We start from the raw sequence: 24,161 nt of genomic DNA on the forward strand, positions 1-24,161 counted from the left end.
GAGGGATAGGTAGAGTTAGTTTTTGCGGGCAGTGATGTAATCAGCGATCGCCATAAGTGGCAGCGCTTGTTCACCAAATCCAGCGACCTCAGCTTTCGCCTGCTCAATGAGTTGTTGAGCCTGACGTTTCGATTCTTCCATGCCTAAGAGGCGGGGGTAAGTCGCTTTCTCAACATTCGCATCTTTGCCGATGCTCTTACCCAATTCTTCTTGAGTCGAAGTGATATCGAGTAAGTCATCAACAATCTGGAACGCTAATCCGATCGCTTGAGAGTAACGGCTGAGACGTTGCAGATCAGACTCCGACCCGCCTGCCAAAATACCGCCACTGACGACGGAGGCTTCAAGCAATGCCGCCGTCTTGTGCGTGTGAATAAAGTTCAGTGTATCAAGGGTAATGTCTTTTACGCCTTCGCATTCGAGATCGACCACTTGACCGCCAACGAGTCCAGCCGCACCCGCCGCACGACCCAGGCGAGAAATCACTTTTAATAAGCGATCGGCGCTGACATTGCGAGTTTCTTCCACAATGTGCTCAAAGGCATAGGCAAGTAATCCGTCACCCGCTAGAATCGCAACCGCTTCTCCATAAAATTTGTGATTGGTGAGTTTGCCGCGACGGTAATCGTCGTTGTCCATCGCAGGCAAATCGTCGTGAATCAGCGACATCGTGTGGATCATCTCCAGCGCGCAGGCAGTCGGAATAGACATCTCTGGTGTGCCATTAAACAGATCACAGGCAGCGAGACAGAGGACAGGACGCAGCCGTTTTCCCCCTGCGAAGAGGGAATAGCGCATCGCTTCATAAATCTTATCGGGATAGACGACGGGAAAGGCTCGATCGAGAGCAGCTTCAACTTGTTGCTGTTTTACTGATAAATAGCCCTTTAAATCGAATTGCGCTGCTTGATTCGATTGAGTTGTCCCGGTCGCGACCATTCCCGTATCCTCCTAAGCCTAAATTCGTGATGTCAATTTGAAGTTGCTTTATTTTTGGAAGCGCTGTTGATAGCTCCATACTGTATTGTGCAACAACATGGTGACAGTCATCGCACCTACTCCACCTGGAACAGGAGTAAGATATTCCGCCACGGATTGTACCGCATTAAAGTCTACATCTCCGACAAGTCGGCTTTTTCCTGTGGTTTCATCAGTGATGCGGTTGATCCCGACATCCACGACGATCGCGCCCGGTTTGACCATGTCTGCCGTGATTAAGTTGGGACGACCGACTGCGGCAACGAGAATGTCAGCGCTGCGAGTGACTTCTGCGAGATTCGGAGTGCGAGAATGCGCGATCGTGACAGTGGCATTGGCATCGAGCAGCATCAATGCGATCGGTTTACCTACGAGAATGCTGCGCCCGACGACAACTGCTGTTTTGCCTGCGGGATCAAGGTTATAGGCTTCTAAAAGCCGCATCACTCCGTAAGGGGTGCAACTTCTCAATCCTGGCTCTGTTCTCACCAACCGCCCTAAATTCATCGGATGCAAGCCATCAGCATCTTTGTCTGGATGAATCTGATTGAGCAGGGCGACGCTATCGAGATGATCGGGGAGTGGGAGTTGAACGAGAATGCCGTCTACTCGATCGTCTGCGTTGAGTTGTGCAATCATGTCCGCAACTTCGGCTTGGGTGGCTTCGTTAGGAAAATGTTTTCCAAATGAAGCGATCCCTACTGCAGCACAGGCTTTTTCTTTGTTACGCACGTAAGCGGCACTGGCGGGATTATCTCCGACCATCAGCACAGCTAAACCGGGAGGACGACCATATTGGGGAGTCAAAGACTGAACTTGTGTAGCGAGTTCAGTCTGCATTTTTTGAGCAAGGGCTTTTCCGTCGAGGAGTTGCGCGATCGAAGACATACGTGAAGACGTGAAAAAAGTTGACTAAAAACTAAAAAGATCGGACAAAATGTGAGACGTAACATCTCAGGTTGATAAAGGTTTGATTTGAACTTCCCGATGATGAGGAAGCTTTTTGCATTGGATAGATAGTGACTTTACATTAGTTTCGCAGATTCACGCATTCTTGGGTGAATTGAGTTTTTGCGGGGAAGGTTGCTCTCGAAGTGAAATGACGAGTCGGTAGGGTGCTATCGCGTAGTTTTCTCAGGAAAGGGCGGGTGACTTATGGGTTTCTCACGGATTGGAGTTGTGCTGTTGTGTGTGAGTGCAATCGGGTGTACGACTTCGCCAGATTTGCCGTCTACGTCAAATAACGTGTTATCGGTGCTTGAGCCTGGAGAGCAGGTAAAAGCGAATCAGGTGAGTCAGAAACGCGATCGCGTGGTGCAAGTACAGGGTCAAATTAAGGCGCAGGCTCCGCTCATGGGCGGACAGCGAGCGTATGAGGTGCAGGATGAGACGGGCAGTGTTTGGGTGGTGAGCGATCGAACTGTGCCTGCAACCGGAAGCCGGGTGAGTGTGCAAGGTAGGGTGAAGTTTCAGAAGATCGAGATTGGGGGGAAGGATCAGAGTTCGGTTTATATTGAGCAGCAGTAGAGAGGGTGGGGAGTCTATTCCCTACTCCCCACTCCTCACGTTCATCAAAACCTGCCACTATACCGTTCCTCTTTCCAGGGATCGCCCCGATGGTGATACCCATTGCGTTCCCAGAATCCGAGATCTTCTTTCGGAAGAAACTCTAGACCATTAATCCATTTAGCGCTTTTCCAGGCATATAAATGGGGAACAACGGTACGCATCGGGCCGCCATGATCTGCGGGTAAGGGTTCGCCAAATAAGGTGTGAGCGAAGAAATTTTCTTCGCGGACGAAATCATCGATCGAAATATTTGTGGTGTAGCCTCCGTAGCAGTGTTCCATGATATGCACTGCTTTGGGATCAACCTCGATCGCATTCATAAAATCTGTGACTTTTACGCCAACCCACTTCACATCGAGTTTTGACCAAGTGGTGACACAGTGAAAATCTGCCGTAAATTCACTTTGCGGCAGTGCCATAAAATCATCCCAAGAAAAAGTCTTTTCTTTTGCCAATCCCCAGACTCGAAACTGCCAGTCTGCACGATCGACAATTGGGGTCTCTCCATAAGTCAAGACGGGAAATCCTGAAGCGAGTCTTTGACCTGGAGGAACGCGATCGCCATGTTCGCTGCCTGGTTTTTTGAAATACTTACCTATCATGATTCTGACTCCTAATCATTACCCTAAATCATAGGATCAGAATCAGAAATGCGTGACTCTTCATTGCGTCGGAATCACGCATTCTCGTTATTCTTCGTCAGTTTCTTCGTCAGTTGGATAGACGAAGCCTTTCGCACGTCCGGTCAAAATTGACTTGCCGAGGGACAAAGCGCGTTGTGCTTGCAGGTTTGCTTTACGTTTCCAGGTTGCTTTGCGCTGGTCACGCTTTGCACTTGAGGTTTTCTTCTTAGGTTGTGCCATGATCGGCTCGGAGTTTAAACAGCCTTCCTATTCTACGGCAGGATCGCAATTTCCGGAGTCGATCGACTCCAGAAATTTGCATCCACTCTATTTCGCTGGTTTCAATGCCAGGACGGCTTCAACTTGGCTGGTGGTTCGGTCAATTTGGCTAGTCGTACTGCCGATGCTGCGCACGGACTCCAAGAAGGCGCGGGCTTCCGGGTCGAGTTGGGCGGCTTGGGTTCCCTGAGTGAACTTAGTCATCAAGGCGGTCATTTTCTCGACATCCATGTAGAAATAACCCGTATTCTGCTTTGGCAAAGCCGCCATCACGCTTTTGAAGCCATCGCTGCTTTCGAGTGCCGGATTCGCTTGGCTTGAGAAAGAAGAAACGAGCGGTTCACCCGTGGCAATAAATAGCGTATCGTCGTTGATCCAGCCATGTCCTAACAGCGCACCTTGAGGAGTTTGCCACTCGGTGACTTTTTTGCCATTTACATCGCGTTGCGCGATCGACAAAGATTGGTTTTTCGCCAAAGTATCCAACTTGCCTAAAGTCGATTCGGCAGTTTTGCGATCGCTGGTTTGAAATACAAGGGCTTGACCAAATCCCAAATCCGCCATCATGCCTTGGTTCATCGGCATCAGTCCGATCGCGAAGTCGCCGGTCATCCAACCAAAAATGTCTTTGTCGAGGTCAAGCCCGATCATCTGACTGCTGCCTCGCATCAAATCGACGATTCTTTTAGCCTCCTCATTGTTTTGTGACTGCTCGGTCACTTGATTCCAGTAAGAATTGAGATTCGAGCCAGAGATTAAAGCAAACGTGTCAGCGGGGAAAAGAGCCGCGGCTTTTCCTGCCGAAGGTTTGAAGTCGATCGCGATTTTGGGATCAACTTTGACTTCTCCTTTGAAGCGCAATCCGACATCGGCGATGCTGAGTGTGCCTGTTACCGATTGCAGACTTTTTAGAGATTCGATCGCTGTCGCATCCATTTTGGGATCAGCGCTCATTGCTTTCGCGATCGCAGGAATAGGCATATAAACACGGGCAATCACTGCTTCTCCAGCGTCTGGTTGAGCGAGTTGCGTTGCCGTTTCGGGATTGGTTGCGAAAGAGGGGTTGCCTTTGGTTGCCTCGATTGATTGCTCAATGCCAGCGCGATTGCTTGCGATGACAAGGTAAGCGTCGTTGAGAACAGCGGTGTAGTAAGGTGTTTTACTCTTCTCCGGCAAGGTTTCAAAGATTTTGACTCCTTGGTATTCGGTTTCGGTGGTTTTGGCTTTGGAGTCGCTCTTCACTTTGTTGGCGAAACTCAAGGCACTCATTTTGTCTTTGATGCCGATCACGGCAACGACTTCGGCGTCTTCTCGCTTGCTGCTGGGCATGACGGCAATCATCATGTTGCCCATCCAAGGTTTGATATCCTTGTCGAAATCAAGCTTGGCATCGCTCATCATGTCTTGCTGCATTTTTTGCAGGTTTTGTTCGATCGCTTTTTGAGCGGCGGGCGTACCGAACTTTTTCAGCTTTTCCCAAGTCTTCTCATCGGTTGAAACGAAGGTCGCCATGTACGCTTCATCGGGAAGCACTTTGGCGATCGCTAAAGGTGTGGTTTTATCAGAAGATGTGCGATTGAGAAAAAAGAAGCCTGCAGCACCCCCCACGAGAGCGACTACAGCCAGACCAGGTAGAATGAGCTTTTTTAAAGCCATGAGCGTTCCTCAAAATTGTTATCGCTACGGTGAACTTCACCTCAGTTTGGGATGAATCCGGGCGGGCAAAATGATGTCGAGGTGAATCCTTTTAGAATTCCCGCTCACCGAAGCAATCAACTTATTTCAGGCTGGCGGCAAGTTTCTGCCACTCTGCGAGCATGGCTGGATTAGAAGGTTGACCCTTTGCAATCATCACAACGCCGTCTTCGACTTGCAATACGCCATATTGTTTTTCATTCACGAGTTTTTCAAGCAGCGGCAGCGTTTTCGTGAGGTAGAACTGGCTGTCTTTGAAGGCTTTGCTGTATTCTTTGAGCTGCCACAAATCCGCGATCGCGTATTCGAGTTGTACTTTCTGATTGCGATCGTCATAAATTTCGATCAGGGGTAATCGCACGATCGCGCGTCGAGTCGAAAGCTGTGGAATTAAGTGCGTTGTCGTCGTCACGCTGGCATCTTTTGGAACATTGCGAATCACGTTGTAAATATGACCTGCATGTTCCCATTGGCGGGTTAGGGGAACAAACACCCAAGGACGAAACGAATCGGGAATCATGAACGAAAAAGTTCGATGGGGATTGCCGCTCAGCATGAACAGTACAGACAGAATCATGGCAACTTTCCACCAGCGGCGAAACTTGGGTGTGAATTTCTGAGGATTGCGTGACCACCAGAGAATTGCACCGTAAAACACACCTGGAACGACTGCAACTGCGTAGCGAATGTTGACTGCTAAAGCAGTCACCCCAGATTGTGCAAACAGTGAGATCAAAGGAAAGCCTGAGACTGTCCAAGCGGCTCCTGAGACAGCAGGAACAAATGCTAATGAGAGCCATTGACTTGCCAGATAGTTAATTCGGCGATCGACCGGGGTGAATAAACTTTCTGCAAGTTCAGCGGGATGGGTGATCATTCCCCATAAAACTTGTAATGTCGTTGGATTGTCGCTATTTACAAACTGCCTGAAGCGAGCCGCTAAATAGAGTCGAGAGACATCAGTTGAAAATCTCGGCTGTACAAAGTTAGTGACAAAAGCAACATAGCTAAAACTGAGAATGCAGAGTGCTAAACCAATCCAGGGATGCCGACGGCTCAGTAAGAGATACACTCCAATCCCGAAGAGAATAATGCCTGCTTCTTCGCGAACGCCTAAGACTAGAACAACACAGATCCAGAACCAGACCCATTGCTTTTTTTCTAATGCGAGTAATGTCCCAAAAGCAAACAGTGGAATTTGACAGTGTTCGTAGAAGTTTGCGATCGTAGAACCTGCAACTGCGATCGCGCTGTAGTAACTTGCAGTAATCCAAACAGATAGCTGCGGTGCAAGGTAATGTCGTGCCAACGCATAAAGCATTAAGCCACCCACAGTCATTAAAGCAACTTGCAAAAAGCTCAAGGTCAGAGGGTGAGGAAAGAGCGCATATAAGGGCAACCAGAGTAGAAAATCTAAAACAAGATGCTGTCCTAAATGGACAAAAGATACGGTTGGAGTAACGCCATCTTGAATCGTAGCAACGGAATTTCCAGAGGTGAGTGAACTCTCAAACCAACGCCCGTGCAGGTTATTCCAGAAGACTTGGTTGAAAAGTCCTTGGTCGTAAGAGGTATAGAACGTGAAATAGCGATTGATTGAGATGATCAATGTGATGGTAAAAAAGACGATCGCGCAATACCAGGCGCGACGCAAGCCAACTTGATCTTGACTGGGCACGATCGCTTTTAATGCTGTAGAGAAGTTCATCACGTTCAAACACACTTGAGATCAGGAAAAACTATAGCATTCCGAAGTCTCAAACACCTTTTGATATAATCAACGCACGGTCTGATAAGAGGCAGCAGAACATGACTCAGGCGAAACTGCGATTCTCTAGCTTTGAGGAATATTTTGCAGCGGGCGATGATCTCGAACTCGAAGGACGCTACGAATTGATCGATGGAGAACTCGTCCAAGTGCCACCCGAATCAGAAGAGAATAACTTCTTCGCTTTGAATTTGCGAGATTTATTCGCTGCGCTCCTCCCTCGTCGATGGGTTCGCATTCATCAGTGTGAGATTCAAGTCCCTGTTTTAGAAAAAAAGGATGCTGCAAATCGGTATCCGGATGTTGTCATTTTGCGCCCAGAACATATCGCGCTTACGAAAACTCGGTTAACGATAAAAGCAGATATGCCACCTCCACAGTTAGTCGCAGAAGTGATCAGTCCGGGAAGTCAAAACCGCGATCGAGATTTCAACAGAAAACGCGCCCAGTATGCTGAGCGCGGAATTCCTGAATATTGGATTCTTGATCCTCAAACTCGTTCGATTACGGTTCTAGAATTGCGCGATCGCGACTACGTTACGTTCGGCATTTTTGCAAATCATGAACTCATTTTCTCTCCCACTTTTCCCAATCTCGACTTTACTGCTGCTCAAGTTTTTAGCGAGGAGTAGAACTCGGTTGTGGCGATTTTGTAGGTTTCGGAGAAACTTTCACCGACTGTGGAGTTGCCGGAACTGGCAAAACGCTTGGCTGTGGACTAGGGGCGACAATCGGAGCCTTCTCGCCTAGAATGCCCGCGCCTCCCGTATCAAATACACCTGCGACACAGGCAATCATCATTGTGGCTAATGTGCCGACAAATAGTGCTTTCCAGCCCAATTCAGAAATGTCTTTGCGGCGAGAAGGAATGAGAGCGATTGTTCCACCCACAAAAATTCCCACGGATGCTAAGTGAGCAAATCCTGAGAGCGCATAGCTGACAATTAGAACGGCTCGATCGCTGATCGGATTTTCGGGTCTTGCTGCTGCTGCTGCTAATGCTTGATAAGGCGGAATTGCGGTTTCGAGCAAACGCCGACCAATGATGACCGAAGATTCCCAAAGCTCATTCCACTCTAATGAAACCCCAGTCAGGAGCGTAAATGGCAAGAAGATCACCCCTGCAATATTTGCCAGTGTCACGACTTGGAAAGTACTGCCAATTGGACCCGGTATCGTGGCTAATCCAGCAAAGATTTGATTGATCAATGAGACTAAACCCAGAATCAAGATCAACACCGCCGCGATCGACACCGCCATTTTTACCCCATCCAATGAGCCGATGATCGCTGCATCTAAAGGGCTAGCTTTCTCGATCGGTTCAGCTAGAGCGACCTCTTCGAGCATTTCTCCGTCTTCTGCCAACCATTTCTTCTCTTCTTTGGGAATTCCACCCATCGTCAAAGGCTTTTCAGTTTCTGGCACCAGAATCTTTGACAGTACAAAGCAAGCTGGAATCGCAATAATCGAGGCAGAAACCAAGTGCCCCAAAATATTGGGAAACACAGGACGTAAGAAACTGACATAGATGGCTAAGGTCGAGGAAGCAGCCGTCCCAAAACAGCACGCCAAAATGGCACAGAGTTCACTGCGGGTCATTTTGGGTAAGTAAGGCTTAACGACGATCGCGGCTTCAATTCCAACAAAAATGTTGGCTGCTCCACTGAGTGATTCTGCTCCACTCAACCGCATGGTGAGATAGAACACTTTCGCGAATGCGTTGGTGACGATTTGAATGACACCTAGATTTTGCAGGAGTGCCATCAAGCCTGAGAAAAAGATCACAGTTGGCAAAGCCCGAAAGGCAAAAATATATCCCAAATTTACGTCGGGTGGAGATCCAGGAGCAGGAACGATGTTGCGCCCAAAGACAAAACGCGCCCCCGTGTCTGCCGCAGTAAAGACGCTATCGAGCAAATTGCTGAAAATCTGAAGCGCATCACGGGTTCCTGGCACGATGAAGACGAATGCACCCAAAACCAATTGCAGTAAGATTCCAGTCGCAACGACTCTCCAGGGAAACACTTTAAGACTGCGATTTTCCGAGAAGAGCCATGCGATGATGCATAAGCCGAAAATACCAAGAAAAGAGACGAGGTTGAGTAAGCTCATGGGTAGAGGCTGGGTAATAAATCGCACATTACAAGTGCCCCTAGAAAGATAGCTAAGATTTCTCAGTTCGGCGCAATTTTTTCCTTGGTTAGTAGGCAACTGAATAAGAAGTGGGGAGTGGGGGAGCAGTCTGGGTGTGGGTTCTCCATATTCTCCCGTTTTGCAAAATAAATGCAGTAACGACTCAGTTTCTCAGCGCTTCTCCAATACGCCCGATCGCTTTAATTCGTTCAAATCGCGCGTTCCGGTACAAAAGAGTACCGTTGTAATTTCTGCTTCAAGGATTTCGACGAGCAGATGCAGCGCTGCTTCTGAGTCATTCGCTGCTTGTAAAAATGGTAGGGCTAAGCCGCCGAGATCTGCGCCGAGTGCGATCGCTTTTGCGACATCTAACCCATTTCGCAATCCCCCAGAGGCAATTAAGGGAATCGTTGGCGCGACTTGCCGAATTTGTGTAATGCAGTCGGCTGTCGGAATGCCCCAATCGGCAAAGGTTAAGCCTAATCGTCGTTGGATTGGATCTTGAGCGCGACCGCTTTCGACTTTTGCCCAAGAGGTTCCTCCGGCTCCAGCGACATCGATTGCACTGACACCGATTTGAATCAGTTTTTCTGCCATTTTCTGGGAAATCCCATTGCCAACTTCTTTGGCAATGACAGGCACAGGCAGCGTTTCACAAAGCTGAGCAATTTTGTCGAATAAGCCTCGAAAATTTTGATCCCCACGGGTTTGCACCGCTTCTTGCAAAGGATTTAAATGCAAAATCAATGCATCGGCTTCTAGAAGATCGATCGCGCGTAAACACTGCTCAACTCCATAGGTATAGTTCAACTGCACTGCACCAAGATTCGCAAACAGCAAGGCATCTGGAGCGATCGAGCGAATTTTAAACGAATCTGCAACGGCTGGATTTTCGATCGCGACTCGCTGCGAACCGACTCCCATTGCCAGCCGATATTCTTGTGCGATCGCAGCAAGTCGGTAATTAATAGTCTTCGCTAAATCTGTGCCCCCGGTCATTGAGGAAATCAGAATCGGCGCACTCAGGCATTTATTGAAGAACCGAGTGCTGATATCAATTTCAGCGCGATCGAGTTCGGGCAAACAGCAGTGTGTAAAGTGATAATTTTCCAATCCCGTGGTTGCTTCACGACATTGCACATCATCTTCTAAGCAAACTTTGAGATGGTCTGCTTTGCGGTTTTGAGTTTCGATCGCTCCGTCCATTTTTATCCTTTGATAAGTTCAACACCGTCTCGTCCATCGATTTCTTGCAGATAGACTTTGACTTTTTCTTCTTTCGCCGTGGGTAGCTGTTTTCCAATGTAATCTGGGTGAATGGGGACTTCTCGATGTCCGCGATCGATTAATACGGCTAATCGAATCACTTCGGGTCGTCCGTAGTCATTGACTGCATCTAATGCCGCGCGGATTGTGCGTCCTTTGTAAATCACATCGTCGATTAAAACAACCGTTTTACCCGTGAGATCGAAGGGAATGTCCGTTTTTGCAGGGGTGCGAACACCGATTGTGTCGAGGTCATCTCGGTAAAAGGTAATGTCGATCGCGCCTAGGGGAACCTCAATTTTCTCTAAGATTTGAATTTGTTCGCACAGCGTTTTTGCCAAGGGAACACCGCGCGTATAGATTCCCAGTAAGACTAACTTGGACAAATCACCCGATCGCTCTACAATCTCTGAAGCAAGGCGATTCACGGTTCGGCGCACTTCTTCAGTCGATAAAATTTCAATCTGTTCTAGAGGCATGAGCGATCGTCAAAAGGGATAGCCATAGTTTACATGACGAAAAATCAGCAATTACAATGCCTCAAGACATTGATTCTTTTCTCTAAAGGTTGATAAATTAAGCTGTGATGTGAGGGTGTGACAGAAATTTAGAAGAAAACGTTCAATTCTGATGAACTGTCGCTATAACTAAGTATCATTAAACGTCCTTGAACGTTAAACTCCTCTGCTGAGCTGAGCTGATTACGTCCTGCAGGTTATCCCATGAGTGAATCTGAAATTCCCAATTCTTCCGCTGATTCGATCGAAGCTCCTTCAACTCAGGAGTCGGGTTGGACAACTGTTAACTTTCCGAATGCGATCGACCTCGATAGCATTCCAGAAGCTGCGCCTGAACCAACGCCTGAACCGACTCAAATTGGCATTCGGGTCAAGGATTTAGAGCAGCAAAATCAACGTCTGCGATCGCGGGCTGCGGAGTTGGAGTTTGCGTTGGGTGAAGCTCATGCCACCTTGCGCTCTGAGACGAAGCGCTTAGAAACTCAGTTGAGTACCCAGCAAGCAGAGGCAGAACAGCGAGCGCTCAAAGAAGCTCAGCTTTCTCAGCAGCAAACGGTGATGATTGCCAAACAGCGTCAAGCCCTAGATGCGTCGCGCCAAAGATTGCAAGATCAAGAAGCACAGCTTTCGGAACAAGTTGAGGCGATCAATGCAGTTCAACTGGAAGTGAAGCAGCTGGCTCAGAATTTGGATCAAGCGCATCAAGTGCATCAAAAACAGCAGATTTTAATCGAGACTTTGACCGCTCAGCTTGAAGCGAGTCAGGCTCAAGTTGCCCAGTTAGAGCGAGATTGTGCGTTAACCAAGCAGCAATATGACGAGCAAATCCAGCAATTGCGCCAATCTGAGGCAGCGTGTCGGGATTTGCGATCGCGCTTGCATCGCCAGCAGCAATACACGCTGCAATTCAAGGCTGCTTTAGAAAAATGCTTGGACGTGTCCGCAACTCAGAAGATTGAAGAGTCTGTGGATCAAGCGATTTCACAGAGTGAATGTCATACTGAGCCAGTTGGTTTTGTCAAAGCGCAGCCAGTTCAACCTTGGTCTACGACGCTCGATAGTACGACAAGCTGGAACGAACCTGAACTGACTCCAGCCGCTTGGGCGACTGCACCAGATGATGACATTTTGTTTGAGCCAGAAATTTCAGATGAGATTGCACCAGAAGTTGAGCCAGTGTCTCTAGATGTAGATGTAGATGACACTCAGGTTGAGCTTCCTGAACCGATCGTGATTAGCCCACCATTGAGCTATACGATCAAACGATCAACGGAAGAATCCCCGTCAGTCCATCACGATATTCATCTGTTTGAGCCGACTGCGGTGCAAACAGAACCTGAGAATTTTGTAGTCAGTGAACCTGCGATCGACATTGATTCGATGCCTGCCATTGAACCAGTCGAGGAAGTAGCAGCAAGTCCGACTCTCGCTTTGCCACCTACAATTGAGCCAACTGTTCCGGCTGCTTCTCCGTTTATTACATTGGGTGTGAATGATCGAATTCGACGGGATGAACCGGATGAGGATCTCCCACCTGTGGGAGAAAGCCCTTCGCCTGTCGTGTATCCTCAGCGATCGCAAAAGAAACTCGACTCTTTAGCAGCAGTTGAACTGCCAACTTTCCCGAAAAAATAGGATTTAGATCTCAACAATTATGCCTTGCAGTAGCTCTCCAACTTGGAAAAGCGCTGCGAGGTTTTGTTATGAGTAGTTCAGCGCCAGCAATCGGATAGGGAGATAGAGAGCAATCTGAGTTTGGGTTCTCCTCATTTCCCCATCTCCTTACTCCGGCTTAAAGCTCACTCACCGGATTTCGCTTTGTCAAGCGATAAACGATCGCTCTCGCTGCAAACTTTGGTAAAGCCATCATCCGCTTCCATCGCCAAGGTTCTTGATACAGCCGATACAGCCATTCCAAATGGTTATCGCAGAACCACTGAGGCGCGCGCTCTTTCGTTCCTGCCCACACGTCAAAACTCCCTCCTACCCCAATCCAGACCGAATTTGGGCAAATGTGGCGATGTTGGGAAATCCATAGCTCCTGACGGGGCACACCTAACCCGACATAAATTAAGCGCGGTTGTAGCATTTTCAAGCGATCGAGAAATTCCCGCTCATTTTCTGGCTGTAAATAGCCATTTTGCGTTCCCACGATCGAGATTTCGGGTACTTTTTTTTGCCAATGTTCTGCTGCGGTATCGGCTACTCCTGGTGCACCCCCGAAAAAGAAAATTGACCAGGGTTCGCCAAATTGCGTCGATCTCTCTAGCAACGTCTGCGCAAGTTCAATCCCTGGCATTCGCTGCACCCGCTTGCCATGAATTCGCATGTAGAAGACAATCCCCGAACCATCTGGAATGACTAATTCTGCTTGATGAATAATATGTGCAAGTACTGGAGTCTCCTCTGCTTGCATTGTCATTTCTGCATTCAGTGTAATGACATGACATCCCAAACCCTGTTCTAAACGATGCATAATCCAGTGCGGATAATCCTGAGCAAGGTGCATCGGCAAGCCCAAAACCGAGACAGGCTGCAAGATATCCGATGAATAGGGAATGTTCGACACGCGATCCTCACACATTAGGTGTTCAGGGACAGAATTGTACCAGGAATTGTGCCTTACGACAGGACTAAATTATCGCGATGTACAACGGTTTCTTCCCCGGCATAGCCTAGAATTTCAGGAATTTCATCGGATTGACGTCCGCGAATTTTTTCGAGTTCGTCATGACTGTAATTGACAATCCCTCTCGCAATTTCTTGCCCAGTCCGATCGCACAATTTCACTGCCTCCTGACTTTCAAATGCTCCTTCAATCTGCACAATTCCGGCAGCTAATAGCGATCGACCACTGCTACGAATCGCTCTAACAGCACCCTCATCTAAGTAAATTTGCCCCGTCGGCACCAATCCATGAGCAATCCAACGCTGACGCGCATTAAATGGGCGGGGCTGCGGTTCAAACTGCGTCCCAATTAACTCACCTGATAGTATCTTGCTCAAATTCTGCGGCGTGCGACCTTGAGTAATCACCGTTCTCACTCCTGCTCCGGTTGCAATGCGAGCCGCTTGGATCTTCGTCACCATGCCCCCTGTGCCCCATTGCGTTCCAGAGCTTCCAGTTTGGACTTCTGCGAGTTCATCGAGATTTTTGACGATCGTAATCGGTTGAGCATTGGGGTTACTACGCGGATCAGCAGAATACAAGCGATCGACATCGGTTAACAAAAACAACCAATCCGCATCGACCACACTGGCAACGAGAGCCGACAACGTATCGTTATCCCCAAACTTCAACTCATCGACGGACACAGTATCATTTTCATTGACGATCGGAATGACATCAAGCTTTAGCAGTTCTTGGAAGGTATGCAACACATTGATATAGCGATTGCGTTGAATCAAATCGCCGCGAGTCAGCAACACTTGAGCGATCGGTTGCTGTAATGCAGTGAAAAAATCATCATAAATTCGCATCAATCGCCCTTGCCCAACTGCTGCAACGGCTTGCTTTTTTGCCATCGATTTCGGACGTTCGACCAAACCCAGCCGCGCACAGCCTACTCCTACTGCACCAGACGAGACTAAAACCACTTGATTTCCTTGAGCGCGGAGTTGGCTGAGCACTTCGACCAAAGACGCGATCGTAGATAGTGCTAACATCCCCGAATCCGGAGTGGTTAGACTCGACGTTCCAATTTTCACCACGATCGTTTGAGACATGAGCGCGAAAGACCTAAAACCGCTCAAATATCCTATCAAACGGTTTCACCGATTAAGATGTGACAAAATATTTCACAATTCTGGAAAATACGTAGGATCTTCTAAAGAATAAAGGGCAAACATGCCTACAATTTAGACTGCCAAACGTGCGTGGGTGAGAGATATGAACCTTAACAGCATTGCATCAGGAACCGCAACTATTAATTTGACGACTGTTCAGACCAATCAGACTTTGACACGAGAACTTCAGCAACGCCTGATTGCATTAGGTTTTCAACCGGGTCCTGTCGATGGAATTTGGGGCAGTCGTACGCAGGCGGCTTATGCTGCTTTCGCGACTCGCAACCAGTTCCCAACCACTGCAATCAGCCCGCGTGCGGCTCAAGTCTTACTCGGCATCAATACCCTAAATAACATTGCATCAGGGACAGTGACGATCGCACTATCGACGATTCAAAATGTACAAACAATCGTCAGAGAGCTTCAACAGCGCTTGACAAATTTAGGCTTTCAACCTGGACCCATTGATGGAATCTGGGGCAGTCGTACTCAAGCAGCTTATGCTGCTTTTGCAACCCGTGCTCAGCTTAGAGCGACCGAAGTGACTCCTCGTGCTGCCCAGTTGCTACTAGGACGTCAATCTCTTCCAACTCCGACCCCCACGCCTGCTCCGACCCCCACGCCTGCTCCGACCCCCACGCCTGCTCCGACCCCAACTCCGACTCCGACCTCAGTTCAACAACCGACCCCAACCCCGACTCCGACCCCAACCCCTGCTCCGACCCCGACTCCAACTCCAACTCCTAGTTCGTCTCCTCGCTTTGCTCCAGCAACTCAAGCTTTACCGACTGGACTACGTCCCATTGCTAATGATGTTTGGATTTGGCAATTGAATCGAATCAGCACAGATGCTCGCTTGGTTCGTCAGATGCAACAAGGATTAGATGCAATGGGGCACCAGCCTGGATCGATCGATGGACTCTGGGGAGGCAGAACGCAAACGGCTTATGCCGGGTTTACTAGAGTTTATGGCTTTCAAGCCGATGAGCTTTCACCGCAAGCAGCTTTGATGTTGTTGGAGCCTGCGATTCCTCAGATTGGGGTTGTCCGTCCAGTGCGATCGCTACAATCGAAAGATTTTCAAGATGTTGCCAGATCGATTGGCTGTGAGGTTGCAGCCGTGAGAGCGGTTGTCGAAGTTGAAGCCGCAGGGTCTGGATTCTTGCGGGATGGTAGACCGAAGATTCTATTTGAGGCGCATTGGTTCTCAGAATTTACCAATGGGCGCTTTGATAATAGCAATGGTGATATTTCTAGCCCAGTTTGGAACCGTAGTCTCTATATTGGGGGTGCAGGTGAATGGGATCGATTGTATAAAGCAGTGAATTTGAATCGGAATGCGGCTTTGATGTCTGCTTCTTGGGGACTGGGGCAAATCATGGGATTCAATCATAGTGCAGCGGGCTATCGGGATGCTGAATCGTTTGTGCGAGATATGCATGAGAGTGAAGGAAAGCAGCTTGCGGCAATGTTCAATTTCATCAAGAGCAATCGTCTCGATCGCTTTTTGATTAACCGCGATTGGGCAGGATTTGCGCTTCGCTACAATGGCGAGAGCTATCGTGTGAATCGCTACGATGAAAAGCTTGCCGATGCGTACAGTCGTTGGTCAAATGTTGCTTAGGTGTGCAGATTCAAACCATATCGAGCCTGGTGTATGGAATTCACTGGGCTGATGTGGTTTCAAAATTGGGTTTCGCAATGCTGAGGTTTAGAATGCGATCGCACATCCGTCTGCTCTCGGTTCTGAACCTGCAATCAAAACCTTGCCAGACTTGAGAATCATCTGTCCGCGTCCGAATGCACTCGGTTCGGCGGTGAGTTGAATTTGGTGATTTCTGTCGGTCAGTGCGATCGCAATATCAGATCGCACAGTCTGTTCTAGTAAAACTTGGTTTTTTGCGAACCATCGCCAGCGTGGAGCATTCAAAGCCGTTTGCGGATTCATGCCATAGTCGATGAGGTTGACAACCATCTGTAAGTGACCTTGAGGTTGCATGAAGCCACCCATCACACCCAAAGCTCCAATCGGTTGATCATTGACACTCAAAAAGCCAGGAATGATCGTGTGATAGGAACGTTTACTAGGTGCAACTTGATTGGGGTGTCCAGCTTGAGTTGAGAAACTTAAGGGGTGACGACACGACTGAACGGTAGAAAGGATGCCGGATAGCAGCATTGAGAGACAGAAAAAATGAGGTGATTCCACTTGTTTCACCCCATCAATCTAAAAGATGTTGCCCTCATTCTATCAAACCTGTTTACAATCGCAATTAACGGAAGCGCAATTTGTGACGCTAGAAATCTTGGTCGAACTGTTGCAAAAAGAGCGAAGAATTACGATTGAACGGATAGCGACCCTGTTTCCGCAACCGATTCTATTTGAGAGCAGACGGCGGAATATTCAGCGATTCTTGAGTCTGCCGCAACTGACTCCACAAGCGATCTGGTTTCCGATTGTCAAGCAGTGGATCAAACGACATTACTCAGGTAGAACTCCGCTTCACCTGGTGGTTGACCGGACGCAATGGCAAAACCATAACTTGATCATGGTGAGTCTTGTATACCAGAAGCGGGCAATCCCATTGCACTGGATGTGGCTGAACAAGCAAGGACAGAGTTCGCTGGCTGAACAACGAAAAGTGTTATGTCCGGTATTTCATCTGTTGAAAAAGTATCGCTTCATTTTGCTCGGAGACCGTGAGTTTCACAGTATCGAGCTTGCTGCTTGGTGTGTGGAAAAACAAGTCAAATTCGTGTTCCGTTTACCGAAAAGTACGACCATCAAACCGAATGACAGCGATGCGTTTACTCGCCTCGACGATTTGCCACAAACGCCCGGAATCACTGAGCAATATCTGCACATTCAAGTCACGCAAAATCGCGGGTTCGGCAAGCATAATTTAGTCTTGCGCCAAAAACGCGCCTACCGTCAATCGAATTCTGATGCTTGGTATCTGCTGACCAATCTCGTCGGTGCCGAACAAACTCTGAAAGCTTACTCTAATCGCTTCTCCATTGAGCCGCTGTTCAAAGACTACAAATCCGGTGGCTATCATCTCGAAGATTGCCATGCCGATTCACGCCGATTCAATGCACTACTGGTTCTGATTGCCATTGCTTATTCGCTCTCAACGCTTCAGGGACGACGCATTCGCCAAAAGCAAGTGCAATGCTACGTCGGTCGAGTCAAGGAGCCGAAGCGAACCCGAAACCGACATAGCAATTTCTGGATTGGCTTGTATGGCAGGTTGTGGATTGAACCCTTGCAATTGTGGTCAACTCTGGCGACCAAGTTGATGGCACTCAAGCCGCAAAAACGTCCCTTTTTTCAGCGAGGTCTCAATGCCATTTCCTTGATCCAGTCTGCTCTCTAGCTTCGTTGTCACCCCTTGAGGTTGAGAAACCTGAAGCTCGGTTCTGAAGCGCAATTCCAGTACCAGGAATTAAAATGCCGCTGCCAAATCCTGCATAGTTCGATTGAATAAAAGACACCATAAAGTCCTGATCTGCGGCTGCTAGATAGACGGTTCCACCTTTGGGTAGTCCCGAACTCGTTTCAGGCAAAGCGTTGTCACAGATGAGTTGTCGCCTTTGAGCGGCATAGGTTTTATCTAAGAGATCCGCAGCGGAGACGATCATTGACGCAGGATCGCTCACATGACGATCGACATCTGCAAATGCAAGTTTCATGGCTTCAATCTGCAAATGGAAGCTCTCGACCGAATCGCGTGGAAATTGAGTCAAGTCGAATCCCTCTAAAATGTTCAGAGCCATTAATGTTGCGATTCCGTGCGTATTCGGTGGAATTTCCCAAACATCCACGCCTCGATAATTCGTTGAAATCGGAGTTACCCAATCTGCTTGATGAGTTGCTAAATCTGTGCGATCGATCCATCCTCCCGTCTGTTCTGCAAATTGGGCGATCGCGTCTGCGAGTTCACCTCGATAAAAAGACTCTCCTTGGCTTTGAGCGATCGATCTGAGCGTTTTTGCATGATTCGGGCTGCTCCAAATTTCGCCTGCACGGGGAGCACGTCCATTCGGAAAAAAGACCGCTTGAAAGGGCTGATATTCCGCGCCTGAAAGTGGAGTAAAAATTTGCTCGGCTCGTTGCCAAGCCCGAGCCGTTTCAGGAGAAACCGGAAAGCCTGCTTCCGCATATTCAATGGCAGGTTCAAACAGCTTTTCAAACGGTAGCTTTCCCCAACGCTCTGAGAGCGATCGCCAAGCAGAAACCGCACCCGGAACCGTCACCGTTTTCCAGCCTAAATCAGGCATTCTCGGAGCATTGAGCAGCGTTTCGACTGGAATATGACGCGGGCTTCTGCCGGAAGCATTGAGTCCATGCAGTTTGCCATCCCAGACCAGTGCGAAAGCGTCAGAGCCAATGCCGTTTGAGGTCGGCTCGACAACCGTGAGCGCGATCGCGGTTGCAATGGCAGCATCGATCGCGTTTCCACCTGCAAGTAGCATTTGGATGCCTGCGAACGTTGCTAAAGGCTGGCTAGTTGCAACGGCTCCTCGCGTTCCCATCACAACCTGTCTCATCGTCGGGTAAGGATAATGAAGAATCTGCCTTTCAGCAGAGAATCGCTCCCACGCATTCGTCTCCAAGATGGACTCCCTTTGGCTAATTTTGGTGCTGTGCTGATCTGAGCTAGATGATAACTTTATCTCTAGTGGGACAGACCATCTCCTGATCCGGAACCTGTTTCCTCGCTCGTGAATCTATAGACAAGAGGACAGTGCCTAAATCGTCTCAGTTCAGGTACTGACGCATATGAACAAAACTGCACTTTTGACTGGAGCCGTGGTGCTAACTGCCGCCGTCGCATCAACGATCGCGACCGTCACCTATCAACGTCCGACAGCAGAAAAAGTTGAGCAACCGCCAGTTGAACAACCTCAACCTGCTCCCACATCTACCCCCCCAACAGAGAAATTCAATCCCCCAGTTGCAACTTCTCCCACGCCTGCATCTTCTCGTCAGCCGATTACTCTAGTCGATGAGTCTGTGCAATCGCCAGAATTTGCGAAATTTCTCGATCGTACAAAACAAGCGGTTCGCGATCGCGATGCAAAATATATTCGCAGTATTGTCACCCCAGCAACTCGCTTCAGTTTTGGCGAACATCGATCGATTAACTATCTCAATCCCGACAATCCCAAATCTCCTTTCTGGACATCCCTGGAAAAAGCCTTATCGCTTGGTTGTTCGCAGGAGGCTCAAGCCTATTCTTGCCCAACTGTATTTCATCAATTCGACGAAGCTATCAAGAAGAGTAATGCGGACATTGATGCTTTTTCTGCCATTGTCGTAGTCGGACAAAATGTGAATGTGCGATCGCAACCTCAGGAAAATGCTGCTGTCATCGCTACTCTGACCAACGAAATTGTCAAGTATGACATGGAAACCTTTCAGAATTCCGCTGCAAAAGAGGCGCTAAGACTGGATGATCCAAACGGTTGGACTCCGATCGTACTGCCCAATGATAAACGCGGATATGTTTCGAGTCGATATGCTTACAGTCCAGTCGGTTATCGAGTTTTCTTTGGCAAAGAACAAGGGGAATGGAAAATGCAAGCCTTTGTGAGCGGAGATTAGTGTGAGCGGAGATTAGTCCGCATGGCGATGTCCGTCCGGGTAAATCGTAAAGGCATCAACGATCGCACCTGTTAAGTCGAGATCAATTGCTCGATCCAAATTGGCTCGGCTCAAATTCGCGCCGCTCAAATTTGCATCGCGGAAATTCACGCGACGCAGATCCGTATTGCTTAAATCTGCATCGCTGAGATCGGCGTTTCTCAAATCCGCTCCCGCTAAATCGGCTCCCGTCAAATTTGCTCCGCTTAGATTTGCAAAACTCAAATCCGATCGCGAAATTTTCGCCTGCTGTAAATCTGAATTTGATAAATTCGCCTGATGCAGTTGGGTATCACTCAACTCTGCGAACTGTAACTGAGTCGATGTCAAATTCGCCTGTCGCAAATTCGCATACGGTAAATAGGCTCGATTCAAGCGACATTCAGCCAAATTGATATCGACTAACATCGCCTCAAAAAAGTTTGCTTGTTCTAAGTTACACCGTTCAAAATTCCGTTCTCCCTGGTTGTACCTTGAAATTAGCTCTTCTGCTGCGATCGTATCCATTACCGTTCTAAAGTCCACCAATCAACGCTCATTACAAAAATGTAAAAAAGAATTGTAATAGGTTAAGGATACTTAACATTTTCTTTAGGGATCATCCAAAAAAGATCTTGAAAATATGGGGAACGGCAATCCAAGAAATTGAAAAGTCTCTATCTTGGAATCAAGTTGTTCTGCGAACGACTAGCTCTCAACCCCATCTCGTGTCAATATCAGAAACAGTACGCTGCCGAACCAGGACTATGCCGGACTTGCAAGTGTCGATCGCTCAACACTATCACGAACGTACCAAATACGACCCCCAAACGATTCATGCCAAAAGCCAAGCCCTAAATTGGGAAGAACAACCCATTCCGTTCAAAGCATACCGATTTGGCACATCGTTCGATTTGAAGCCCTATCTGAGCGAAGAGACCAACCAAGGCGATGAGACGATTTGGTGGCAAAGGCTCTCTAAGCTTTTAGTTTGTAGTTACGGTTTGACCGGAGCAATCCCCACCAATGGCGAACCGCATTATCTGCGATCGTCCCCATCGGCAGGCGGTCTTTATCCGGCGGAGATATATTTGATCTCACGCGGCACTCCCTATCTTCCTGCCGGACTCTACAACTATCAATCGAAAACGCATACGCTGATTCATTTTTGGCAGAGTGATGTCTGGACAGCTTTACAATCGGCGTGTTTTTGGAATCCAGTGCTCGAAGATACACAGCTTGCGATCGTGGTTTCTGCTGTGTTTTTCCGCTCGGTATGGCGGTATCAAGATCGAGCGTATCGACGGATTTTTCTCGACAGTGGGCACTTACTAGGCAACATTGAACTTGCCTGTGCGATGACTGATTTTCGTCCCCATTTGATTGGGGGATTTGCCGACGAAGCGATCAATCAATTGCTGTATTTTGACGTGAATCAAGAAGGTGCGATCGCAGTGTTACCGATCGCAGATTTACGAGAACTGCGCGAAAATTTGCCCCTAGCTCGCACTGCGCTACCCACGACTCCTCAGCTAGAGTATCCTCGTATTCCAGACGGCAGTTTATTGAGCTATTTTCATCAAGCCACCCAAATTCCCGACAATCCGAATGCAAAAGTAAATTGGCAAGTTCCTGAACCGAAAGCGCAGCAGGATAAGTACAATTTTCCGTTCTGCTTAAAGGTTTCCATGACTTGTCCACCGATCGATTGGAGTCCGAATTTATCTGGACTTGAACAAACGATCATTCACCGTCGCTCCACTCGTGCGTTTAGTGGAGAGAAGCTATCGCTGGATGAACTTCGCGCTGTCCTCGATTTTACTTATCAACCTCAGCATTACATTGAGCAAAACTTCGATCGATCTCCCGATTATTTTGATTTAAGCTTGGTGGAGACATTCATTGCGGTATCTGGGATTCAAGACCTGGAGGATGGATGTTATTACTATGCGCCTGCGACTCAAGAACTTCGGCAGATTCGGTTTAAAAACTTTCGCCGAGAACTACATTTTCTTTGCTTAGGACAAGATTTAGGGCGAGATGCGAGTGCGATTGTGTTTCACACGGCTGATTTACGCACGGCGATCGAGCAATATGGCGATCGAGTGTATCGCTATCTGCATATGGATGCCGGACATCTTGGACAACGAATAAATCTGGCTGCCATTCACCTCGGTCTAGGCGCAAGTGGCATTGGTGGATTCTTTGATGATCAAGTCAATGAAGTCTTAGGGATTCCCGAAGATGAAGCGGTCTTGTACATCACAGCCTTGGGACGACCGAGAAAGCGAGAATAAGTTGCTATAGTGAAAAACTGAATCTATTGCAGATATCCGCTTATGTTTCCGGTGATCTATTCCGATGAGTTTCTGCTGCACGATACGGGGCATTTTCACCCCGAAAACTCTGGGCGACTGACTGCAATTCAAGCTGCATTAAAAGCAACATTCCCCAGTCAGATTCACTGGCAACTTCCGACTCCGGTCGAAACTCGATCTCCCCTTTTATCGGTTCAAGCGGTTCACACTCAGCATTATCTAGATCAAGTTCGGTTGACTGCAAATCGCGGGGGCGGGTTTGTCGATGGTGAAACTGTGATTTCTCCACGCAGCTATGAAGTTGCACTGCTTGCGGTCAATGCTTGGATTGATGGGGTTGAGATGGCGCTTTCGGGTCAGCCTTGTTTTGTGATGGCACGCCCGCCTGGACATCATGCGATCGCAGATTTGGGTATGGGATTTTGCTTACTGAGTAATGCTGCGATCGCGGCTCATTACGCGCTGCAAAAGTGCGATCGCGTTGCGATTCTGGATTGGGATGTACATCACGGGAATGGCACACAAGCGATCGTCGAAAAGAATCCGAACATTCGCTTCTGTTCGCTGCACGAATCGCCTCAATATCCGAGAACAGGAGATGCTTCTGAAAAAGGGTTTTATCAGAATGTTTTGAATTTGCCTGTGTCGGCGGGAAGTACGATCGCAGACTATGAACCGCTCTTTCAGCAGAAAGTGATTCCATTTCTAAGTGAATTTGAGCCGGATCTGCTGATCGTTAGTGCTGGATATGATGCGAATGCTGCCGATCCTTTAGCAGGCGTTTCACTCCAGCCCGATGATTATCGTGTGTTTACAGAATACTGTTTGGGGCTGACTCGCAAGATTGTGTTTGGGTTAGAAGGCGGATATGACTATGATGCGTTAGCGCGATCGGTGGTGGCAACGATCTCACCCTGTCTGAAGGATTGAGAGTGCTTTTTCAAGATTAGAGCCACAAGGTTTAGAGACTGATTAACCCTCAGTTCGCAATGCTTCTCGAACAGTCTCAAACTTGTCTAATCGCTCACGTCCTCATCCTGCTGTAGCGTCGCTCGATAGCTTTGCGGAACTTCTTGAGGTAGGGTCAGCGATGAATCATCGTGGTTAAAAAAGTTCGATCGCGTGCGCTTCAATCCCCCTACTGTATCCCTCCGAGATTAATACGCGAATCTACTGTTCTGTGAACTGCCGCTGTGTCATGATCTTTATAGCTCTCCTCATCCCTTATAACTTCCTAGCCGATCTTATTGGTTCATTTTTTCTTAACTTTCTGAGCAATTTTTAGCTAATTCTTCTTGTGTTTTTTTACCGTTATCTGGTTGTCTAAATCTCTTAAGTTTATTTCCCATTCTATAAATATCTGAAACTCGCAATTCTAAAAGAAAACTTAAATCTATCCAACTCCTTGGATCTCAGATTGATTTAGTCTTTTTTCCATCCATTCATTCACTTTAGTCTCTAGGAAAGCCCTGAATAACTGGCTTTCCGGCACTCGATTGTTGCCTTATGGATGATTTGATTTGATTGAGATTAGCGATCACACTTTTCTTAAATGTGAGACAGAATGATCGATTTCTATCTTCAGGCATAGACCATGATTTG

General features: G+C 48.1%; 22 protein-coding genes. 8 read left to right on the plus strand and 14 right to left on the minus strand.

All coding sequences use genetic code 11. The features are described from left to right. Positions 1-15: 15 nt before the first annotated feature. Both crtE and folD read right to left on the minus strand, forming a co-directional pair. Positions 16-939: a geranylgeranyl diphosphate synthase CrtE gene (crtE, locus tag LEPBO_RS0115010; protein WP_017288400.1), complete on the minus strand. Its 924-nt coding sequence runs from the start codon at positions 937-939 to the stop codon at positions 16-18. 48 nt (positions 940-987) lie between these two features. After that, positions 988-1,866 carry a bifunctional methylenetetrahydrofolate dehydrogenase/methenyltetrahydrofolate cyclohydrolase FolD gene (folD, locus tag LEPBO_RS0115015; protein WP_017288401.1) on the minus strand — a complete coding sequence of 293 codons (879 nt, stop codon included), beginning with the start codon at positions 1,864-1,866 and terminating at the stop codon, positions 988-990. 267 nt (positions 1,867-2,133) lie between these two features. Between folD and LEPBO_RS40090 the strand changes: the two genes are divergently transcribed. Further along, complete coding sequence (locus LEPBO_RS40090; RefSeq protein ID WP_051077798.1) at positions 2,134-2,505, plus strand: hypothetical protein; 372 nt, start codon at positions 2,134-2,136, stop codon at positions 2,503-2,505. A 44-nt stretch (positions 2,506-2,549) separates the two neighbouring features. On the opposite strand, the gene LEPBO_RS0115025 is transcribed toward LEPBO_RS40090, so the two are convergent. The 4 genes from LEPBO_RS0115025 to LEPBO_RS0115040 all read right to left on the minus strand — a co-directional run bounded on the left by LEPBO_RS0115025 (position 2,550) and on the right by LEPBO_RS0115040 (position 6,852). Continuing rightward, positions 2,550-3,149 (minus strand): sulfite oxidase-like oxidoreductase, encoded by a 600-nt coding sequence (locus tag LEPBO_RS0115025; RefSeq protein WP_017288403.1) that lies wholly within the window; start codon positions 3,147-3,149, stop codon positions 2,550-2,552. Positions 3,150-3,236: 87 nt separating this feature from the next. After that, positions 3,237-3,410, minus strand: a complete 174-nt coding sequence (locus LEPBO_RS0115030) for a 50S ribosomal protein L32 (protein WP_017288404.1) — start codon at positions 3,408-3,410, stop codon at positions 3,237-3,239. A gap of 87 nt (positions 3,411-3,497) precedes the next feature. Then, entirely contained in the window at positions 3,498-5,105 is a 1,608-nt protein-coding gene (locus LEPBO_RS0115035) for a DUF3352 domain-containing protein (protein ID WP_017288405.1), read from the minus strand. Positions 5,106-5,226: 121 nt separating this feature from the next. Next, the gene (locus LEPBO_RS0115040) at positions 5,227-6,852 is read right to left on the minus strand and encodes a DUF2079 domain-containing protein (RefSeq protein WP_017288406.1); all 1,626 of its coding nucleotides are present in this window, start codon (positions 6,850-6,852) and stop codon (positions 5,227-5,229) included. A gap of 101 nt (positions 6,853-6,953) precedes the next feature. On the opposite strand from LEPBO_RS0115040, the gene LEPBO_RS0115045 reads away from it, so the two are divergent. Further along, positions 6,954-7,544 carry a Uma2 family endonuclease gene (locus tag LEPBO_RS0115045; RefSeq protein ID WP_017288407.1) on the plus strand — a complete coding sequence of 197 codons (591 nt, stop codon included), beginning with the start codon at positions 6,954-6,956 and terminating at the stop codon, positions 7,542-7,544. Here the strand turns inward: LEPBO_RS0115045 and LEPBO_RS0115050 are convergent. The 3 genes from LEPBO_RS0115050 to pyrR form a co-directional block, all read right to left on the minus strand. Continuing rightward, on the minus strand, positions 7,531-9,024 hold the full coding sequence (locus tag LEPBO_RS0115050) for a NupC/NupG family nucleoside CNT transporter (protein WP_017288408.1): 1,494 nt from the start codon (positions 9,022-9,024) through the stop codon (positions 7,531-7,533). The two genes, LEPBO_RS0115045 and LEPBO_RS0115050, sit on opposite strands and share 14 nt — an antisense overlap. A gap of 192 nt (positions 9,025-9,216) precedes the next feature. After that, positions 9,217-10,251, minus strand: coding sequence for a type 2 isopentenyl-diphosphate Delta-isomerase (gene fni, locus LEPBO_RS0115055; protein ID WP_017288409.1), 1,035 nt, complete (start codon positions 10,249-10,251; stop codon positions 9,217-9,219). A gap of 2 nt (positions 10,252-10,253) precedes the next feature. Further along, positions 10,254-10,790 carry a bifunctional pyr operon transcriptional regulator/uracil phosphoribosyltransferase PyrR gene (pyrR, locus tag LEPBO_RS0115060; protein WP_017288410.1) on the minus strand — a complete coding sequence of 179 codons (537 nt, stop codon included), beginning with the start codon at positions 10,788-10,790 and terminating at the stop codon, positions 10,254-10,256. A gap of 243 nt (positions 10,791-11,033) precedes the next feature. Between pyrR and LEPBO_RS0115065 the strand changes: the two genes are divergently transcribed. Beyond that, a complete protein-coding gene (locus LEPBO_RS0115065) occupies positions 11,034-12,464 on the plus strand; it encodes a coiled-coil domain-containing protein (RefSeq protein WP_017288411.1) in 1,431 nt (476 codons plus the stop codon). 157 nt (positions 12,465-12,621) lie between these two features. On the opposite strand, the gene LEPBO_RS0115070 is transcribed toward LEPBO_RS0115065, so the two are convergent. Beyond that, positions 12,622-13,398, minus strand: coding sequence for a WecB/TagA/CpsF family glycosyltransferase (locus LEPBO_RS0115070; RefSeq protein ID WP_239741175.1), 777 nt, complete (start codon positions 13,396-13,398; stop codon positions 12,622-12,624). Positions 13,399-13,451: 53 nt separating this feature from the next. Further along, entirely contained in the window at positions 13,452-14,555 is a 1,104-nt protein-coding gene (proB, locus tag LEPBO_RS0115075) for a glutamate 5-kinase (RefSeq protein ID WP_017288413.1), read from the minus strand. Positions 14,556-14,718: 163 nt separating this feature from the next. Between proB and LEPBO_RS42355 the strand changes: the two genes are divergently transcribed. Further along, on the plus strand, positions 14,719-16,239 hold the full coding sequence (locus LEPBO_RS42355) for an N-acetylmuramidase domain-containing protein (RefSeq protein WP_017288414.1): 1,521 nt from the start codon (positions 14,719-14,721) through the stop codon (positions 16,237-16,239). Between the two features lie 87 nt (positions 16,240-16,326). Here the strand turns inward: LEPBO_RS42355 and LEPBO_RS0115085 are convergent, their stop codons facing one another. After that, positions 16,327-16,824, minus strand: coding sequence for a gamma-glutamyltransferase (locus LEPBO_RS0115085; protein ID WP_239741177.1), 498 nt, complete (start codon positions 16,822-16,824; stop codon positions 16,327-16,329). A 25-nt stretch (positions 16,825-16,849) separates the two neighbouring features. On the opposite strand from LEPBO_RS0115085, the gene LEPBO_RS0115090 reads away from it, so the two are divergent. Beyond that, a complete protein-coding gene (locus tag LEPBO_RS0115090) occupies positions 16,850-17,992 on the plus strand; it encodes an IS4 family transposase (RefSeq protein WP_017285525.1) in 1,143 nt (380 codons plus the stop codon). Here the strand turns inward: LEPBO_RS0115090 and LEPBO_RS37165 are convergent. After that, positions 17,958-19,166 (minus strand): gamma-glutamyltransferase family protein, encoded by a 1,209-nt coding sequence (locus tag LEPBO_RS37165; RefSeq protein ID WP_190711098.1) that lies wholly within the window; start codon positions 19,164-19,166, stop codon positions 17,958-17,960. The two genes, LEPBO_RS0115090 and LEPBO_RS37165, sit on opposite strands and share 35 nt — an antisense overlap. Positions 19,167-19,398: 232 nt before the next feature. On the opposite strand from LEPBO_RS37165, the gene LEPBO_RS0115100 reads away from it, so the two are divergent. Beyond that, positions 19,399-20,223 (plus strand): SH3 domain-containing protein, encoded by an 825-nt coding sequence (locus LEPBO_RS0115100; protein WP_017288415.1) that lies wholly within the window; start codon positions 19,399-19,401, stop codon positions 20,221-20,223. A gap of 12 nt (positions 20,224-20,235) precedes the next feature. Here the strand turns inward: LEPBO_RS0115100 and LEPBO_RS0115105 are convergent, their stop codons facing one another. After that, positions 20,236-20,787: a pentapeptide repeat-containing protein gene (locus tag LEPBO_RS0115105; protein ID WP_202806921.1), complete on the minus strand. Its 552-nt coding sequence runs from the start codon at positions 20,785-20,787 to the stop codon at positions 20,236-20,238. A gap of 221 nt (positions 20,788-21,008) precedes the next feature. Between LEPBO_RS0115105 and LEPBO_RS0115110 the strand changes: the two genes are divergently transcribed. After that, the gene (locus LEPBO_RS0115110) at positions 21,009-22,538 is read left to right on the plus strand and encodes a SagB/ThcOx family dehydrogenase (protein WP_017288417.1); all 1,530 of its coding nucleotides are present in this window, start codon (positions 21,009-21,011) and stop codon (positions 22,536-22,538) included. Between the two features lie 42 nt (positions 22,539-22,580). Then, positions 22,581-23,489 (plus strand): histone deacetylase family protein, encoded by a 909-nt coding sequence (locus LEPBO_RS0115115; protein WP_017288418.1) that lies wholly within the window; start codon positions 22,581-22,583, stop codon positions 23,487-23,489. Positions 23,490-24,161: the final 672 nt, after the last annotated feature.

The sequence above is a fragment of the Leptolyngbya boryana PCC 6306 genome (genome assembly GCF_000353285.1).
GTDB classification, from domain to species: domain Bacteria; phylum Cyanobacteriota; class Cyanobacteriia; order Leptolyngbyales; family Leptolyngbyaceae; genus Leptolyngbya; species Leptolyngbya boryana.